The organism is Bradyrhizobium sp. WSM4872 (assembly GCF_055811715.1).
Genome location: NZ_JBVVPT010000001.1, coordinates 214,359 through 231,038, shown reverse-complemented (window position 1 = coordinate 231,038; position 16,680 = coordinate 214,359). Strand labels below are relative to the sequence as shown.

The following is a 16,680-nucleotide window of genomic DNA, read 5'->3' as shown; positions in this document are numbered from 1 at the left end:
GCCTAGACACTCCAGGGCAGGCGGATGGTGGCGCTCGCGGTGGCCGCGATGCCTTCCTCGCGGCCGGTGAAGCCGAGCCGCTCGCTGGTGGTCGCCTTGACTGCGACGCGGGAAATGTCGACGCCTGATATCTCGGCGATGCGCGCGCGCATGGTGTCGCGCAAGGGACCGATCTTCGGTCGCTCGCAGATCATGGTGACCTCGAGATTGGCGATGCGGCCGCCGCGCTGGGTGACGCGCTCGATTGCGTATTTCAAGAACTGGTCGGAGGAAGCGCCCTTCCACTTCGCGTCGCTGGGCGGAAAGTGCGATCCGATGTCGCCGTCGGCAAGCGCGCCGAGGATGGCGTCGACCAGCGCATGCAGGCCGACATCGCCGTCGGAATGGGCCAGGAAGCCCTTGGTGTGCGGCACGCGCACGCCGCAGATCATCAGATGGTCGCCCTCGCCGAAGGCGTGCACGTCATAGCCCGTGCCGGTCCTGATGTCGCCGAGCAGGCTGGCCAGCCGCGCTTCCTCGCGCACGAAATCCTCGGGAGTGGTGAGCTTCATATTGGCAACATCGCCTTCAAAGGTTGCAACCGTCAATCCCGCCCATTCGGCAATCGCGGCATCGTCTGTGAAATCGCTGCGCCCGTCCTTGGCCGCGCGACGATGCGCTTCGAGGATGACGTCGAAGCGAAAGGATTGCGGCGTCTGTGCGATTCGCAACCGCGACCGGTCCGGGGTGTCCTCGACATTGCCGTTCTCGCCGGTGACCTTGATGGTGTCGGTGACGGGAACGGCGGGGATCGCGGCGCCGGTGCGGCTGGCCGCATCGATCGCGCGGGTGATCACGCCTTCCGAAACAAAGGGGCGCGCGGCGTCGTGGATCAGCACGATTTCGGGCTTGTGCCTGGCGAGCGCTTCGAGACCGGCGAGCACCGAGGCCTGCCGGGTCGCGCCGCCATTGACCGGCGCCTCGTGGCTGAGCCCCGCGACCGCTGCCGTGAACATGGCGCCGTCGTCGGGGTTCACGACCGGCTGAACTGCGAACACGTCCGCATGACGGCTGAAGGCCTCCATGGCGCGATAGATCACGGGCACCCCGCCGATCTCGCGATATTGCTTGGGGCCACCGGCGCCTGCGCGCAGGCCGCGTCCGGCCGCGACGAGGACGACTGCGGTGCGCTGTGATTTCGCCATAGGACTCAAATACTCATTTGATGATGAAGAGAGTCGGGGAGTGGGGTGATTGCCGCATGCCTCTAGCACGGCAGGCCCGCAAAAAAAGGGGGTTTCCCCGGATTGTGGGAAACAGCATTTTGCTGCACTGCACTTGAAAGATTGGCAGAACTGTCTAAAGTGTAGGCATGACGCTTGACTGCACAAGAATTGTGCGCAAGATAGATCATGGCAGGCGCGATGAGGCGCTGCCAACGCAACGAGACCCCTGTGACCGGCTCGGCAGTATCAGGCTCTAAGCCATTGAAGATAGGCGATATTGATGTCGCCACCCCGGTCTTCCTGGCGCCGATGTCGGGGGTGACTGACTCGCCCGTCCGCCGGCTGGCCGCGGAGTTGGGGGCCGGTCTGGTGGTGTCCGAAATGACGGCCAGCGACGAACTCGCTAATGGCCATCATATGTCCCGGTTGCGCTGCGAAGCCACCGGGATCGGTCCGCACGTGGTCCAGCTCGCCGGTTGCGATACGCATTGGATGGCGGAGGGCGCCCGGATTGCCGAAGCCGACGGCGCCGACATCATCGACATCAACATGGGCTGTCCGGCCCGTCACGTTACCGGCGGCCAGTCCGGTTCCGCCTTGATGCGCGATCTCGACCACGCCGTCAGCCTGATCGAAGCGACGATCGCGGCGGTGAAGGTGCCGGTGACGCTGAAGATGCGGCTCGGCTGGGACGACCGCACCCGCAACGCGCCGGAACTGGCGCGGCGTGCGCAGGCATCAGGCATCAAGCTCGTCACCGTGCACGGTCGCACCCGGTGCCAGTTCTACAAGGGCGAGGCCGATTGGGATGCGATCCGCGCTGTGCGCGACGCGATCTCTGTTCCGCTCGTCGTCAATGGCGACATCACGACCTACGAGAAGGCGCTCGCGGCGTTAGAGGCCTCCGGCGCCGATGCCGTGATGATCGGTCGCGGCGCGCAGGGGCAGCCCTGGCTGCCCGGTGAGATCGGCCGGCGCCTGAAGGGCGGGGCGGCGGAAGCCGCGCCGTCGCTCGAGACACAGCTGCATTATGTCCGCACGCTCTATGAGGGCGTCTGCGCGCTCTACGGCCTGCGCATCGGTCTGCGGCACGCGCGAAAACATCTGGGCTGGGCGCTCGACGTCGCGGCCGATGTGAGCCGTGTGCCGGCCGAGAAGCTGAAATCCTGGCGTCAGAAAATCCTCACCTCGGAGGATCCGCGCCTTGTCCACCGGTCACTGCAAGATGCCTTCGACGACTTCGCATGGAGCGCCGCTGCATGAGCTCAGCCGCTGAACATCGTCGGCCGTTTCCGTCCGACAGCGATGCCATCCTGGACGCACTGCCCAATCCCATGCTCATGATCGGGCCGGACGGCAAGATCGTCGCCGCCAACATCGCAACCGAAGCCTTCTTCGATATCTCGACGCAGTTTTTGAAGCGGCAGTCGCTGAAAGAGCTGGTGCCGTTCGGCAGCCCGTTGCTGGCGCTGATCGACCAGGTGCGTTCGTCGAACGCGCCGGTCAACGAGTACAAGGTCGATCTGGGCACGCCGCGCATGGGCGGAGACCGCCAGGTCGATCTGCACGTTGCCCCCGTCACGGAACGGCCCGGCCACATCGTGGTGATGCTCCAGGAGCGCTCCATCGCCGACAAGATGGACCGCCAGCTCACCCATCGCAGCGCCGCGCGCTCGGTGATCGCGCTCGCCGCGATGCTGGCGCACGAGATCAAGAACCCGCTCTCCGGCATCCGCGGCGCGGCGCAGCTCCTGGAGCAGCAAGCTTCCTCGGAAGACCGGATGCTGACGCGGCTGATCTGCGACGAGGCCGACCGCATCGTGACGCTGGTCGACCGCATGGAGGTGTTCGGCGACGAGCGCCCCGTGGTGCGCGGCCCCGTCAACATCCATTCGGTGCTCGATCACGTCAAACGGTTGGCGCAGTCCGGCTTTGCCCGCAACATCCGCTTCGTCGAGGATTACGATCCCTCGCTGCCGCCGGTGCTGGCGAACCAGGACCAGCTCATCCAGGTGTTCCTCAACCTGGTGAAGAATGCCGCCGAAGCGCTGATCGACGTTCCCGACGGCGAAATCCAGCTCACCACCGCGTTTCGCCCAGGCGTGCGCCTGTCAGTCCCCGGTCAAAAATCCCGTGTATCCCTGCCGCTCGAATTCTGCGTGAAGGACAACGGACCAGGCGTGCCGGACGATCTTCTGCCAAACCTGTTCGATCCCTTCGTCACCACCAAGCAGACCGGCTCGGGTCTGGGCCTCGCTTTGGTCGCAAAGATCATCGGGGATCACGGTGGCATCATCGAATGCGAATCTCAGCCGCGGAAGACCACCTTCCGCGTGCTGATGCCGATGTATTCCACATCGGTGAAACATGCCGATCAAAGCAGTCGCGACGGCTCTGCCGGGAAGTCGTCGTCTGCGTCACAGGGGGCAAAATGAGGATTAACGATGCCCGCAGGTAGCATTCTCGTTGCTGATGACGACACCGCCATCCGCACCGTTCTCAATCAGGCACTATCGCGCGCCGGCTACGAAGTGCGGCTGACCGGCAATGCCGCGACGCTGTGGCGATGGGTCAGCCAGGGGGAGGGCGATCTCGTCATCACCGACGTGGTGATGCCCGACGAGAACGCGTTCGACCTGTTGCCGCGGATCAAGAAGATGCGGCCGAATTTGCCGGTCATCGTCATGAGCGCGCAAAACACCTTCATGACGGCGATCCGGGCCTCCGAGCGCGGCGCCTATGAATATCTGCCGAAGCCCTTCGACCTGAAGGAGCTGATCGCCATCGTCGGCCGCGCGCTGGCCGAGCCCAAGGAGCGGGTCGCGACGCCGAACGACGACGCCGAGATGGAGGCGATCCCTCTGGTCGGCCGCTCGCCGGCGATGCAGGAAATCTATCGCGTGCTGGCGCGCCTGATGCAGACCGACCTCACCGTGATGATCACGGGCGAGTCCGGTACCGGCAAGGAGCTGGTGGCGCGCGCGTTGCACGATTACGGCAAGCGCCGCAACGGCCCGTTCGTCGCAGTCAACATGGCGGCGATCCCGCGTGACCTGATCGAATCGGAGCTGTTCGGCCACGAGCGCGGCGCCTTCACCGGCGCCAACACCCGCGCCTCCGGCCGGTTCGAGCAGGCCGAGGGCGGCACGCTGTTCCTGGACGAGATCGGCGACATGCCGATGGAGGCGCAGACCCGCCTGCTGCGCGTGCTTCAGCAGGGCGAATACACCACGGTCGGCGGCCGCACCCCGATCAAGACCGACGTGCGCATCGTCGCGGCTTCCAACAAGGATCTGCGCGTCCTGATCCAGCAGGGCCTGTTCCGCGAGGACCTGTTCTTCCGGCTCAACGTCGTGCCGCTGCGGCTGCCGCCCTTGCGCGAGCGCATCGAGGATCTGCCGGATCTCATCCGTCATTTCTTCGCGCTGGCCGAGAAGGACGGACTGCCGCCGAAAAAGCTCGACACGCTGGCGCTGGAGCGGATGAAGCAGCACCGCTGGCCGGGCAACGTGCGCGAACTCGAGAACCTCGCCCGCCGCCTCGCAGCGCTCTATCCGCAGGACGTGATCACGGGCTCCGTCATCGACGGCGAGCTGGCGCCACCCACGGTCAGCCCGGGTGCCGCAGTCCAGCATGGCGTGGACAATCTCGGCGGAGCCGTGGAAGCGTATCTCTCCTCGCACTTCCAGGGCTTCCCGAACGGCGTGCCGCCGCCGGGCCTCTATCACCGCATCCTGAAGGAGATCGAGGTGCCGCTGCTGACGGCCGCCCTTGCCGCCACCCGCGGCAACCAGATCCGCGCCGCCGATCTGCTCGGCCTCAATCGCAACACGCTGCGGAAGAAGATCCGGGATCTGGATATCCAGGTGTATCGGAGCGGAGGCTAGCCTTCCCGCAACGAACGGTGGCTCAGCTCCCCCTACCAAAGCGGAGCTGAGCCTGTCCGGATCGCGCTGGCCGTTGTGGCTGACGCGGTGAGCAGAAGTCCCGATCGGACCGAAACGTTCCTCCGGAACATTCAAACGGTGATTTCAGCCGCGGGACGCGGCCTCAGACCTATCTGACAAATCGGCCTGCGACCTGTATCGCGCTGGCGACGTTCGCATTGGGCTCCTGCACCCCGAGGCCATTGACCAGCAGATCCGCCGCCACGATCAGCAGCAGCACCGCCGACACCATCATTGCGAGAAAGAATTTGTGCATGCCGGTCAAGCCGCCGGGGCCGGATTCCGTTCCCGCCCTCCGGCATGTCGCTGTGGATGCGCGGGTCGGTCGCGGCGGGGGCGCCGCGGAATTGTCGCAATTCGGCAACAATGTGGTACGAATACATCAGTATCCGCCCGCCGCGGACCCCGTTTTCAGCACCCATTGCCGGAATGACCAGCGCAGACACCTCGGCCGCATCCTTTGACACGGCCCCAGCGGAAGAGCCCCGGCGTTGGTCGGCGCGACGCTGGCTGGCGCCGTTCGCCGTGGCCCTGGCCCTGCTGTCGGCCTGCCTGACGTTCCTGGTCCTGACCGGCCTCACGTCGATCGAGCCGACCCCTGCGGTTGTCCGCTCGTTCTATCTGATCAATGCGGGCACGATCCTGCTGCTGGTCGGCATCATCATCCGCGAGCTCTGGCAGCTGATCCTGGCGCGACGGCGGGGCAGGGCGGCGGCGCGCCTCCATGTCCAGATCGTGAGCCTGTTCTCGATCGTGGCAGTGCTGCCGGCGGTGCTGGTCGCCGTCGTCGCCAACGTCACCATCGAGCGCGGCCTCGACCGGCTGTTCTCCGGCCCGACCAAGGAGGTGATCCAGAATTCGCTGACGATCGCGCGCGCCTACATGCAGGACCACGCGCAGCTGATCCGGGGCGATATTCTCGGCATGGCCAACGACATCGCCCACGCGCGGCCGCTCTACGACCAGGATCGCCGCTCTTTTCGCGAATTGCTGACCTCCAGCGCCGCCTCGCGCAACCTGCCGGGCGCGATGATCATCGACAAGAACACCAACATTCTCGAATCCGCCGACACCGGCATGCGGCTGGCCTATTCGCCGCCGGCGCCGGACTTCCTCAGCAACGTCAACGAATCCGAGCCCGAGATCGCGGTGCTGCCCGATGCGAGCTTCGTCGCCGCGGTGGTCCGCTTGCGCGCCTTCAGCGACACTTTCCTCTACGTCGCGCGGCCGCTCGACCCGAATGTCGTCAACCAGCTCAAGCAGACCGAGGTCAGCGTCGCCGAATACGCCCAGATCGAGTCGCGCCGGCTCGGCATCCAGGTCGCATTCGCGCTGATGTTCGCGGTGATCGCGCTGACCATCCTGATGGCCTCGGTGCTGATCGGCCTCAACTTCGCCAACTCGCTGGTCTCGCCGATCCGACGGCTGATGAACGCGGCCCAGACGGTCTCGACGGGCGATCTCCACGTGAAAGTGCCGGTGCACCAGTCGGAAGGCGACCTCGCCCAGCTCGGCGAGACCTTCAACAAGATGACGGAGGAGTTGCGCAGCCAGCGCGACGAGCTCGTCAACGCCAGCGACCTCATCGACAGCCGCCGCCGCTTCATCGAGGCGGTGCTGTCATCCGCGAGCGCCGGCATTATCGGCGTGGATAATTCAGGCAGCGTCGGCATTCTCAACCGTTCCGCCGAAAAGCTGATCGGGCATTCCGAAGCCGAGACGCTCGGCCATCCGCTCTCCGAAGTGCTGCCCGAGCTCGAAGAGATGATGAAGACGGCGCGGGAAGGGACCCAGCGCCTGGTGCAGGGGCAGATCACGATCACGCGGGACGGGCAGGAACGCAATCTGTCGGTCCGCGTCAGCGCCGAGAAGACCAGCCAACCGCACGACAGCTACATCATCACCCTCGACGACATCACCGAGCTGGTCTCGGCGCAGCGCACCTCCGCCTGGGGCGATGTCGCGCGCCGCATCGCGCATGAGATCAAGAACCCGCTGACCCCGATCCAGCTCTCCGCCGAGCGCATTCGCCGCAAATTCGGCAAGGACATCACCGAGGGCAAGGACAAGCAGATCTTCGAACAGTGCACCGACACCATCGTGCGTCAGGTCGACGATATCCGCCGCATGGTCGACGAGTTCTCGCGCTTTGCGCGGATGCCGAAGCCGGTGATGGAGGGTGAGGACGTCGCCGACGCAGTGCGACAGGCGGTGTTCCTGATGAAGGTCGCCCACCCCGAGATCGATATCGAGGCCGAATTCAAGGAAGACCCGCTGCGCGCCCAGTTCGACCGGCGGTTGATCTCGCAGGCGGTCACCAACATCGTCAAGAACGCCACCGAGGCGATCGAGCAAGTGCCCCTGGAGGAGCTCGGCAAAGGCCGGATCGACGTCGTGGTCTCGCGCGAGGGCGAGGACGTGCTGATCGACGTCGTCGACAACGGCATCGGCCTGCCCAAGGTGGCGCGCTCGCGCCTGCTCGAGCCTTATGTGACGACACGCGCCAAGGGCACCGGCCTTGGGCTCGCGATCGTCGGGCGCGTGCTGGAAGACCATGGCGGGCGCATCGAACTGAAGGATGCCTCGGACTTCCGCGAGGGCCAGCGTGGCGCCTGGATGCGGATGCGTTTTGCGATCTCCGGCGCCCCCGCGAAAACCGAGGGGGCCGAACCGTCGGCCGCGGCGACGACCAAGCCGGACATCGGCGAAACGGCCACGCAATCCGTCAAGGATCCGGAAACAAAAGAGGCGGCCGCCGAAACCAAAGAGGCGGCTGAAAAGACCAATGATTCAACGAAGATCAAAGCCTCAACAGGCAGCTGAGAAAACAGGCGCGACCCATGGCAAGTGAAATTCTGATTGTCGATGATGAGGCCGATATTCGGGATCTCGTTGCGGGCATCCTCGAAGACGAGGGCTTCGTGACCCGGACCGCGCGCGACAGCGATACGGCGCTTGCCGAGATCGCCAACCGCAGGCCGCATCTGGTGTTCCTCGACATTTGGCTGCAGGGCTCCAAGCTCGACGGCTTGCAACTGCTGGAGCAGGTCAAGAAGGACAATCCCGATCTGCCGGTCGTGATGATCTCCGGCCACGGCAACATCGAGACCGCGGTCGCCGCGATCAAGCGTGGCGCCTACGACTTCATCGAGAAGCCGTTCAAGACCGACCGGCTGATCCTGGTCGCGAACCGTGCACTGGAGAACTCGCGGCTCAAACGCGAGGTCAAGGAGCTGAAGCAGCTCGCGCCGAGCGCAAGCTCGCTGGTCGGCCGCTCGCCCAGCATGAACCAGCTGCGCCAGACCATCGAGCGTGCGGCCAAGGCCAACAGCCGCATCCTGATCGTTGGCCCCGCAGGCGCCGGCAAGGAACTGACCGCCCGCACGTTGCACACGGCCTCGGGCCGCGCCGACGGTCCCTTCGTCGTCATCAACGCCGCTGCGATCACGCCCGAGCGGATGGAGCACGAGCTGTTCGGCATCGAGCAGTCCAACGGCGAGCACGCGCGCAAGCCCGGCGCGCTCGAAGAGGCCCATGGCGGCACGCTGTTCATCGACGAAATCGCGGACATGCCGCGCGAGACCCAGAACAAGATCTTGCGCGTGCTGGTCGAGCAGTCGTTCCAGCGCGTCGGCGGCAACGGCAAGGTGCAGGTCGACGTCCGCATCATCTCATCCACCGCGCGCAATCTGGAAGAGGAGATCGCGGCCGGCCATTTCCGCGAGGACCTCTATCACCGTCTCTCGGTGGTGCCGATCCGCGTGCCCGCGCTGTCGGAGCGGCGCGAGGACATTCCGGAATTGATCGACTATTTCATGGAGCAGATCTCGGCGGGCAGCGGCCTGCCCAAGCGGCAGATCGGTCAGGACGCGATGGCGGTGCTGCAATCCCATGTCTGGCCGGGCAATGTGCGCCAGCTCCGCAATAACGTTGAGAGAGTCATGATTCTGGCCGCGGGCGGGCCGGAGGTCATCATCACTGCCGACATGCTGCCGCAGGACGTCGGCTCCATGGTGCCGGCGATGCCGACCAGCAACAATGGCGAGCACATCATGGGCCTGCCGCTGCGCGAAGCGCGCGAAGTGTTCGAGCGCGACTATTTGATTGCACAGATCAGCCGTTTTTCAGGAAATATTTCTCGCACGGCCGAGTTTGTTGGCATGGAACGCTCGGCACTGCACCGGAAGTTGAAGGCGCTCGGCGTCGGCTAACGCTGCGACGTCGTTGGAATAGGCGAGGAAAATCATCGATTTCCGTAGTTTTTCGGGGCAGTACGGCGTGGCCTGCCGCGTGAAGCGGCTTGCCTAATAAGCCTACCTGTCCTCTAATTGAACCGCTGTCCCTCCGAGGGGGATCTCATGAGGGACGGCAACCGGACGAGGACCCCGAATTTCAAAAGAGGGCCGAAACCGGCGCAATAAAAAGAAACTCAAAGCGAGAAAAAAACAATGGCGGCAGACCGCGCACAAAACCTGCAGGACACCTTCCTTAATCACGTTCGCAAAACCAAAACGCCACTGACGATCTTTCTGGTCAACGGAGTGAAGCTCCAGGGCATCGTGACCTGGTTCGACAATTTCTGTTTGCTGCTTCGGCGCGACGGTCACTCGCAGCTCGTCTACAAGCATGCGATTTCGACCATCATGCCGGGCGCTCCGATCCAGCTGTTCGAAGGCGGCGAGGACCAGCCGGCTTGAGAGTGATCTGATTGGAACCCCGGAATTTCGACGGGGATGCCGACCGTCCGCGGTCGGCAGGGGGTAAGCAGACGGGGCGGGTGCTTGTCATCGGTCCCTATTTGCGGGTGCGCGCAGGCAGTGCCGACGCGCAATCGGAAGCTCATGTCCTGCGCGACGCGGAGGCCCGGCTCGACGAAGCTGCCGGCCTCGCGCGCGCGATCGATCTCGTCGTCGCCGACGCCATCATCGCGCCGATCAACCAGATCCGCCCCGCGACCTATATCGGCAAGGGCAAGGTCGAGGAAATCGCCGGGCTCGCCAAGAGCCTCGATGTCGAGCTCGTGGTGATGGATTGCGCGCTTGCGCCGATCCAGCAGCGCAATCTCGAGAAGGAGTTGCAGGCAAAGGTGCTCGACCGCACCGGCCTCATTTTGGAAATCTTCGGACGTCGCGCCAAGACCAAGGAAGGCTCGCTCCAGGTCGAGCTCGCGCATCTCAACTACCAACGTTCGCGCCTGGTGCGCTCATGGACCCATCTCGAACGCCAGCGCGGCGGCTTTGGATTCATGGGCGGTCCCGGCGAGACGCAGATCGAAGCCGACCGCCGCCTGATCCAGGAGCGCATCTCCAAGCTCGAGGGCGAACTGAAGAAGGTGCAGGCGACGCGCCGCCTGCATCGCGCAGGCCGCCAGCGCGTGCCGTACCGCGTCGTTGCGCTGGTCGGCTACACCAACGCCGGCAAGTCGACGCTGTTCAACCGCCTGACCCGCGCCGACGTGCAGGCCGCCGACATGCTGTTCGCCACGCTGGATCCGACCCTGCGCGCGCTCACCCTGCCGCACGGCGGCAAGGCGATGCTGTCGGACACCGTCGGTTTCATCTCCAATCTACCGACGCAGCTCGTCGCCGCCTTCCGCGCCACGCTGGAGGAGGTGCTGGAAGCCGACGTCATCCTGCATGTGCGCGATATCTCGCACGACGACGCCGAGGCGCAGCAGAGCGACGTCGACGCCGTGCTGCGCCAGCTCGGCATCAATCCCGATGACTCAGGCCGCATCATCGAGGTCTGGAACAAGATCGACCGTTATGGTCCCGAACAGCGCGAAGAACTTTTGAACATCGCCGCGCGCCGCCCCGAAGATCATCCGGCAATGCTGGTGTCCGCCGTGTCGGGCGAGGGGGTCGACGCACTGCTCGCCGCGATCGAGGAGCGCCTGGCTGCCAAACGCATCACGCTCGACCTCTCCATCGATGCCTCCGACGGCGCCGGCATCAGCTGGCTGCATCGGAATTCCGAGGTGCTGGCGAAAGAGCTGCACGACGGCCGCTTCGATATGACGGTTCGGGTGGACGAGACCAAGCGGGATATCGTGGTGAACCGGTTTGACGCAGTGCCGCGACTGTCCGCGTAGACGCCGTCGCCCGCCAGTGAGTTGAGCTAACTACTGCCTCAATCAACGCTGTCGTCCCGGACAAGCGTAAGCGCAGATCCGGGACCCATAACCACAAGCGGCTGGAATTGGCACGCTGGTAGCTCCAGCGTGGTTCAACAATGTGCATTCGGGGTAATGGGTCCTGGCTTTCGCCAGGACGACGCTTGAGCTAGGAGCGCGCTTGGTTGCTTCTCTCCGTCGATGGAGCCCTTTGCTCGTCTCCCTTCGCCGCGTTCCACAGCGCGTCCATCTCGGCGAGCGACGCCTGCTCCAGCGTGCGCCCCTGTGCTTCCAGCGCGCGTTCGATAAACGCAAACCGCCGCTCGAACTTCGCGTTGGTCGCGCGGAGCGCGGCTTCCGGGTCGGCATCGACATGGCGGGCGAGGTTGACCAGCGCGAACATCAGGTCGCCGGTCTCTTCCGCCAGGCCCTCGCTGTCGTTGCGGTCGAGGGCGGCCTCAATCTCGTCGGCTTCCTCGCGGATTTTTGCCAGCACCGCGCGCGGATCGTTCCAGTCGAAGCCGACGGTGGAGGCCTTGCGCTGCAGCTCCATGGCGCGCGTCAGCGCGGGGTGCCCGGCCTTCACGCCCGACAGCAGCGATTTGTGGGACGGCGCTTCCTGGGGTGGCCGGCGCGCGGCGCGCTCGGCTTTCTCCTCGGCCTTGATGCGGTCCCAGACTTCCTTGACGTGGGAGGAGGCGAGGTTGCCCTCCTTGTCGGCGAAAACGTGAGGATGGCGCCGGATCATTTTTCGCGTGATGGCCTCGACGACATCTCCAAACGCGAACGCGTTCTGCTCCGACGCCATCTGGGCGTGGAAGACGACCTGCAACAGCAGATCGCCGAGCTCCTCGCAGAGATCGTCGAGGTCGCCGCGGCTGATGGCGTCGACCACCTCATAGGCTTCCTCGATCGTATAGGGCGCGATGGTCGCAAAATTCTGCTCGAGGTCCCAGGGGCAGCCGGTCACCGGCGTGCGCAGCGCCGCCATGATCTCGATCAGGCGGGAAATGTCGCGGGAAGGGGTCATTGCGGGGCGGTCTCCTGGCTCCCAAGCCTTATGCCAAAAGCGAGCGCCCGTTCCCAGCGTAGCGCGGCGGAACAGGGTGATTTCCACCGGTCGGCGGGCCAGATTGGCGAGCCGCGTGCGCAGTGCTAAAGCGCGGGCCATGAGCGACGTATTTTCATCCGAAACCGCATTGGTGCTGTTCTCCGGCGGCCAGGATTCCACCACCTGCCTTGCCTGGGCGCTGAACCGGTTTGCGCGCGTGGAGACGTTGGGATTCGATTACGGCCAGCGCCACGCCATCGAGCTGGCCTGCCGCGACCGGCTGTTCGAGGGCATCAAGGATCTGCGCGCGGATTGGGCTTCCAGGCTTGGCGAGAGCCACACGCTGTCGATCCCAACGCTCGCGGCCGTATCCGAGACGGCGCTGACGCGCGACGTCGCGATCGCGATGGGCGCCGACGGCCTGCCGAACACGTTCGTGCCCGGCCGCAACCTGGTGTTTTTGACGTTCGCCGCGGCGCTGGCCTACCGGCGCGGCATCAGTCATATCGTCGGCGGCATGTGCGAGACCGACTATTCCGGTTATCCCGATTGCCGCGACGACACCATTCGTGCGATGCAGGCCGCCTTGTCGCTCGGCATGGCCCGCAGGTTCGAGCTGCATACGCCGCTGATGTGGATCGACAAGGCTGCGACGTGGAAGCTCGCCCATGACCTCGGCGGCGACGGGCTGGTCGACCTCATCCGCGAGCAGTCGCACACCTGCTATCTCGGCGAACGCGGCGCTCAGCATGATTGGGGCTATGGCTGCGGCGAGTGCCCGGCCTGCAGCCTGCGGGCGAAGGGGTGGCGGGAGTATGTGGCGGGGCGGTGACACCACAGACTCGGTGTCATCACCCGCGAAAGCGGGTGATCCAGTATTCCAGAAACCGTGCTTGAGCCAAGAAGCCGCGGCGTACTGGATTCCCCGCCTTCGCGGGGAATGACAGCGTAGGGCTTGGCACGACCGTGCCTCTTACCGAGCTACCGAAAATCCTCCGACTTCAGCTCGATCGGTTTGCCGTGCGGGGTGCGATCTGCCGCGTGGTCCCAGGCGTCGCGGTAGCGATGCAGCGTCTCCGCAGACGCAACGCCCTTGCGCGCGACCAGCCCTTCCAGCGTGGCGAGCCAATGGAGATAGTAGGTCTCGCCCGTATCGGGATCGCCTGCCGCCTGCGCGCGCTTGATCTCGGAGGCCAGGGCTGCCGCCCATTCGGGCCAGCTGAACACGCCGCGCTCGTGCAGCGTGAGCGCCATCGCGAAGGCGTGCGCTTCCCAGGGCGCGCGGAACACGGGGCCGTCATCATCACGGGGAATGCTCGGGATCGCTGCCGTCGCGGCAGCAGCAGCCGTGCTGCTCATCACGCCGGGTCCAGATACGGCTCGAAGGCATCGATCGAGACTTTCGAGGTCGGATCGCCGTCCGCGCCCCAGAGATCGCGGCCCTCGAACACGACCGTGTAGAGCCATTGCGGATTCTCGCCGAGCTCCATCGCCGCCGAGTCCGGAAATACGTGGCAGCCATGGTTCAGCTCGACGATGCCGACATGGCCGCGCACGTAGCGTGGCAGGCGGGTGTGGGTGGCCGGATGAATGTTCTTCGCGCGGACCTTGTCACCGATCTTGAATTTCGCCGGTGCCGGGGCAGGACGGGCGAACTTGCCGCGCACCATGATGCGCTCGACCTGGCCGAGATCGAACTTGCCGTGCTTGAGCGCCTTGGCCGGCTGCATCGCGTGGCCGGCGGCGACTTCCTCCCGGGTGAGATAGCCTTTCTCGATCAGCATCTCCTCGAGCCCGAGAAACCATTTCTTGTAATAGGAGCTCGAGAGATAGACGTGCGGCGGGATCGTCTCGCGATAGAAGCGCGAGGTGTCGATGTTGAAGGCGCCGGCCGCGCCCATCGCGCGCACCATGGCGAGAACACGCGACTCCCATTCCTCGTGGAACACCGGCTCGTTCGGCTCGGGCTCGACCTTGCCGAAGCCGTCCATGCCGCCCATGTCGTGCACGCCGTTCATGATGGCGCCCCGGGCGCCTTGGGAAAGCCGGTGCCGATCATGGAATCGCGCGTGACCAGCTCGGTGAGCTGCTCCTCGCTCCAGCCTTCGGTCCCCGCGGGGCGCATCGGCAGCACAAGAAAGCGCGTTTCGGCGGTCGAATCCCAGACCCGGATTTCAACGTCCTTGGCGACTTGCACGCCGAAATCGGCGAGCACGCCGCGCGGGTCCTTCACCGCGCGGGAGCGATAGGGCGCGGCCTTGTACCAGACCGGCGGCAGCCCCAGCATTTCCCAGGGGTAGCAGGAGCACAGCGTGCACACGACCATGTTGTGACGCTGCGGCGTGTTCTCGACCACGACGAGGTGGTCGCCGACGCGGCTGACATGGCCGAGCGTGCCGATCGCCTTCGAGCCGTCCTCCAGCAGTGCCGTCTTGAATGCCGGATCGCTCCAGGCCTTGGCGACGACGCGCGCGCCGTTATGGGGGCCGATCCGGGTCTCATAGGCCTGAATGATGGCGTCGAGCGCGGCCGGCTCGACATAGCCTTTTTCGGTCAGGATCGTCTCGAGCGCGCGCACGCGCAGCTCGGTCTCCGACAGCTCGGAATGGTCGTGATCGTGCTGATGATGATGGTCGCTCATGGGGCGAAGATAGTCCCAGAATCCGGGCGTTGTCGAGGCGAAGACTCTGCTAACATCGCACGATGGGCTGGGCTGCAAGAACCGGAATAGCCGCCGCAATCGCCGCTCTTGGCGCATTCGCGGCGCAGGATGCGCGCGCAGCGAATGGCGCCTATGCGGTCGATGCCGCCGACATTTCCGAGGTCGGCTCCTGCAAGGTGGAGAGCTGGCTGTCGACGGCTTCCAACACGGATTTTTCGGCGGTCGCCAATCCCTCCTGTGTGGTCGACCCCTTCAGGCCCATCGAGCTGAGCCTGCAGAGCATCCGGGCCCGCAGCGACGGCGACTGGAGCACGACAATTGCTCCGAAAGCCAAGACGAATTTCATCCCGACCGGGATCGGCCGGTGGGGATTGTCGGCCTATGGCGGCGGATCGTTCGACGCGGCGACCGGTGATGCCCTGTCCGCCTTTGCCGTCATCCCCGCGACCTTCCGCCTGTCCGAGACCATGCGCATCAACGTCAACGGCGGCTGGCTCTGGGATCGCACGGTGGATCGCCATTACCTGACCTACGGCATCGGCTTCGATTGGAAATTCACCGACACCCTGCAATGGACGATCGAGGCATACGGGCAGGCCGGCGCCTCCGAGATCGCGAGCGCCGTGCAGCCGCGTTTCCAGACCGGCGTCCGCTACCGGCCGAACGAGATCTTCTCCGTCGATGTGATCTACGGCCGCAACATCACCGGCGAAAATGCCAACTGGATCACCATCGGGACTACGGTCCGGTTTCCGGTCCATGGAAGCGAACCCGAACATCGGCGTACCGGGCATCTGTGAGCGCCAGGAAGACCAAGACCAGGGGAGTTTGCGTTGCCTGACTATGTGAAGATCGAGAAGGGCCTCGGACCGGAGGGGCGGATTGCGGTGGTGCGGTTCGACCGCGGCGACGGCATCAACGCGCTGTCGCCCGAGGCGCTGCGCCAGCTCACCGCGGCCGCGCGCAGTTTTGAGGATGATTCCGCAACCTCTGTCGTGGTGCTGACAGGCAGCGCGGCTGCGTTCAGCGCCGGCTTCGACCTCAAGGATGCCGAAGGGCGCGCGCGCAAGGACATGGACCTCGGCACGCTGCGGCGGCATCTCAAGCTCGGACCGCGCCTGACCCACGCCTGGCAGGAGATGGAGCAGATCACGATCGGCGCCATCGAGGGCTTTTGCGTCGGCGGCGGCGTGGCGCTGGCCGTCGCGCTCGACTTCCGCGTCATGGGACGCGATGCCCATCTGCGGGTGCCCGAGATCGGGCTCGGCATGAACATGAGCTGGCAAAGCATTCCGCGCATGCTGCATTTGATCGGCCCGGCTCGGACCAAGCAGGCGGTGATCCTGGCCGATCAGCGCATCAGCGCGGATGAAGCCTATGAGTGGGGCCTGGTCGAGCAGGTGGTCGATCCCGGCCATGCGTTCGATGCCGCGATGGAGCTTGCGCGCAAGGTGGCAGCGCAGCCGCCGCTCTCCGTTGCCATGACGAAACTCACGGTCAACCGGCTGGCGCATGCGCTGGATAATCTCGCCAGCCACATGGACGTCGACCAATTCGCCCTGGCAAGCCTTAGCGAGGACCACAAGGAGGGCGTCGAGGCGTTCCTGACGCGACGCAAACCGAAGTTCAGAGGGCGGTAGAAGCAGGCTCGGGCCATTGATTGCGCCGCGGACTATCCGTATACGCGGCGCTGGGACAAAATA

Annotated in this window: 16 protein-coding genes; 10 read left to right on the top strand and 6 right to left on the bottom strand. The window is 65.1% G+C overall.

All coding sequences use genetic code 11. The features are described 5' to 3' along the window. Positions 1-2 precede the first annotated feature (2 nt). Complete coding sequence (locus AC0L3C_RS01110; RefSeq protein ID WP_473284323.1) at positions 3-1,184, bottom strand: bifunctional 2-C-methyl-D-erythritol 4-phosphate cytidylyltransferase/2-C-methyl-D-erythritol 2,4-cyclodiphosphate synthase; 1,182 nt, start codon at positions 1,182-1,184, stop codon at positions 3-5. A gap of 282 nt (positions 1,185-1,466) precedes the next feature. Here AC0L3C_RS01110 and dusB point away from each other — a divergent pair, with 282 nt between their 5' ends. The 3 genes from dusB to ntrC are packed head-to-tail and all read left to right on the top strand — an operon-like array spanning position 1,467 to position 5,092. Beyond that, positions 1,467-2,468: a tRNA dihydrouridine synthase DusB gene (dusB, locus tag AC0L3C_RS01105; protein ID WP_473261303.1), complete on the top strand. Its 1,002-nt coding sequence runs from the start codon at positions 1,467-1,469 to the stop codon at positions 2,466-2,468. Beyond that, positions 2,465-3,640, top strand: a complete 1,176-nt coding sequence (locus AC0L3C_RS01100; RefSeq protein WP_275172578.1) for a two-component system sensor histidine kinase NtrB — start codon at positions 2,465-2,467, stop codon at positions 3,638-3,640. Before dusB ends, AC0L3C_RS01100 begins: the two co-directional genes overlap by 4 nt. A gap of 9 nt (positions 3,641-3,649) precedes the next feature. Beyond that, a complete protein-coding gene (gene ntrC / locus AC0L3C_RS01095) occupies positions 3,650-5,092 on the top strand; it encodes a nitrogen regulation protein NR(I) (RefSeq protein WP_007591133.1) in 1,443 nt (480 codons plus the stop codon). A 169-nt stretch (positions 5,093-5,261) separates the two neighbouring features. On the opposite strand, the gene AC0L3C_RS01090 is transcribed toward ntrC, so the two are convergent. Further along, the gene (locus tag AC0L3C_RS01090) at positions 5,262-5,417 is read right to left on the bottom strand and encodes a hypothetical protein (protein WP_473407109.1); all 156 of its coding nucleotides are present in this window, start codon (positions 5,415-5,417) and stop codon (positions 5,262-5,264) included. Positions 5,418-5,581: 164 nt separating this feature from the next. On the opposite strand from AC0L3C_RS01090, the gene AC0L3C_RS01085 reads away from it, so the two are divergent. From AC0L3C_RS01085 to hflX, 4 genes are all read left to right on the top strand, one after another. Beyond that, on the top strand, positions 5,582-7,975 hold the full coding sequence (locus AC0L3C_RS01085; RefSeq protein ID WP_473406932.1) for a sensor histidine kinase: 2,394 nt from the start codon (positions 5,582-5,584) through the stop codon (positions 7,973-7,975). A 17-nt stretch (positions 7,976-7,992) separates the two neighbouring features. Then, complete coding sequence (gene ntrX, locus AC0L3C_RS01080) at positions 7,993-9,363, top strand: nitrogen assimilation response regulator NtrX (RefSeq protein ID WP_007591127.1); 1,371 nt, start codon at positions 7,993-7,995, stop codon at positions 9,361-9,363. 237 nt (positions 9,364-9,600) lie between these two features. After that, entirely contained in the window at positions 9,601-9,849 is a 249-nt protein-coding gene (hfq, locus tag AC0L3C_RS01075; protein ID WP_007591126.1) for an RNA chaperone Hfq, read from the top strand. A gap of 11 nt (positions 9,850-9,860) precedes the next feature. After that, positions 9,861-11,243 (top strand): GTPase HflX, encoded by a 1,383-nt coding sequence (gene hflX / locus AC0L3C_RS01070; RefSeq protein WP_473406931.1) that lies wholly within the window; start codon positions 9,861-9,863, stop codon positions 11,241-11,243. Between the two features lie 190 nt (positions 11,244-11,433). On the opposite strand, the gene mazG is transcribed toward hflX, so the two are convergent. Next, complete coding sequence (gene mazG / locus AC0L3C_RS01065) at positions 11,434-12,294, bottom strand: nucleoside triphosphate pyrophosphohydrolase (protein WP_473406930.1); 861 nt, start codon at positions 12,292-12,294, stop codon at positions 11,434-11,436. Positions 12,295-12,433: 139 nt separating this feature from the next. Here mazG and queC point away from each other — a divergent pair, with 139 nt between their 5' ends. Next, a complete protein-coding gene (gene queC / locus AC0L3C_RS01060) occupies positions 12,434-13,147 on the top strand; it encodes a 7-cyano-7-deazaguanine synthase QueC (RefSeq protein WP_473284328.1) in 714 nt (237 codons plus the stop codon). A gap of 149 nt (positions 13,148-13,296) precedes the next feature. On the opposite strand, the gene AC0L3C_RS01055 is transcribed toward queC, so the two are convergent. From AC0L3C_RS01055 to nthA, 3 genes are read right to left on the bottom strand one after another with little or no spacing between them, the layout of a single operon-like run. Further along, positions 13,297-13,674, bottom strand: a complete 378-nt coding sequence (locus tag AC0L3C_RS01055) for a nitrile hydratase accessory protein (RefSeq protein WP_473406928.1) — start codon at positions 13,672-13,674, stop codon at positions 13,297-13,299. Then, positions 13,674-14,333, bottom strand: a complete 660-nt coding sequence (gene nthB / locus AC0L3C_RS01050; protein ID WP_473261287.1) for a nitrile hydratase subunit beta — start codon at positions 14,331-14,333, stop codon at positions 13,674-13,676. Before nthB ends, AC0L3C_RS01055 begins: the two co-directional genes overlap by 1 nt. Beyond that, positions 14,330-14,956: a nitrile hydratase subunit alpha gene (gene nthA, locus AC0L3C_RS01045; RefSeq protein WP_473261285.1), complete on the bottom strand. Its 627-nt coding sequence runs from the start codon at positions 14,954-14,956 to the stop codon at positions 14,330-14,332. The genes nthB and nthA overlap by 4 nt, the downstream gene beginning before the upstream one ends. A gap of 62 nt (positions 14,957-15,018) precedes the next feature. Between nthA and AC0L3C_RS01040 the strand changes: the two genes are divergently transcribed. Then, a complete protein-coding gene (locus AC0L3C_RS01040) occupies positions 15,019-15,777 on the top strand; it encodes a hypothetical protein (RefSeq protein ID WP_473406927.1) in 759 nt (252 codons plus the stop codon). Positions 15,778-15,810: 33 nt separating this feature from the next. Next, positions 15,811-16,617, top strand: a complete 807-nt coding sequence (locus tag AC0L3C_RS01035) for an enoyl-CoA hydratase/isomerase family protein (RefSeq protein ID WP_473261281.1) — start codon at positions 15,811-15,813, stop codon at positions 16,615-16,617. Positions 16,618-16,680: the final 63 nt, after the last annotated feature.

What these genes read in the sequence shown, in the direction of transcription:
- nthB (WP_473261287.1), bottom strand. Translation starts at nt 14,333, where the DNA reads ATGAACGGCGTGCACGACATGGGCGGCATGGACGGCTTCGGCAAGGTC.
- queC (WP_473284328.1), top strand. Translation starts at nt 12,434, where the DNA reads ATGAGCGACGTATTTTCATCCGAAACCGCATTGGTGCTGTTCTCCGGC.
- AC0L3C_RS01100 (WP_275172578.1), top strand. Translation starts at nt 2,465, where the DNA reads ATGAGCTCAGCCGCTGAACATCGTCGGCCGTTTCCGTCCGACAGCGAT.
- hfq (WP_007591126.1), top strand. Translation starts at nt 9,601, where the DNA reads ATGGCGGCAGACCGCGCACAAAACCTGCAGGACACCTTCCTTAATCAC.
- AC0L3C_RS01085 (WP_473406932.1), top strand. Translation starts at nt 5,582, where the DNA reads ATGACCAGCGCAGACACCTCGGCCGCATCCTTTGACACGGCCCCAGCG.
- AC0L3C_RS01110 (WP_473284323.1), bottom strand. Translation starts at nt 1,184, where the DNA reads ATGGCGAAATCACAGCGCACCGCAGTCGTCCTCGTCGCGGCCGGACGC.
- ntrX (WP_007591127.1), top strand. Translation starts at nt 7,993, where the DNA reads ATGGCAAGTGAAATTCTGATTGTCGATGATGAGGCCGATATTCGGGAT.
- nthA (WP_473261285.1), bottom strand. Translation starts at nt 14,956, where the DNA reads ATGAGCGACCATCATCATCAGCACGATCACGACCATTCCGAGCTGTCG.
- ntrC (WP_007591133.1), top strand. Translation starts at nt 3,650, where the DNA reads ATGCCCGCAGGTAGCATTCTCGTTGCTGATGACGACACCGCCATCCGC.
- AC0L3C_RS01040 (WP_473406927.1), top strand. Translation starts at nt 15,019, where the DNA reads ATGGGCTGGGCTGCAAGAACCGGAATAGCCGCCGCAATCGCCGCTCTT.
- AC0L3C_RS01055 (WP_473406928.1), bottom strand. Translation starts at nt 13,674, where the DNA reads ATGAGCAGCACGGCTGCTGCTGCCGCGACGGCAGCGATCCCGAGCATT.
- mazG (WP_473406930.1), bottom strand. Translation starts at nt 12,294, where the DNA reads ATGACCCCTTCCCGCGACATTTCCCGCCTGATCGAGATCATGGCGGCG.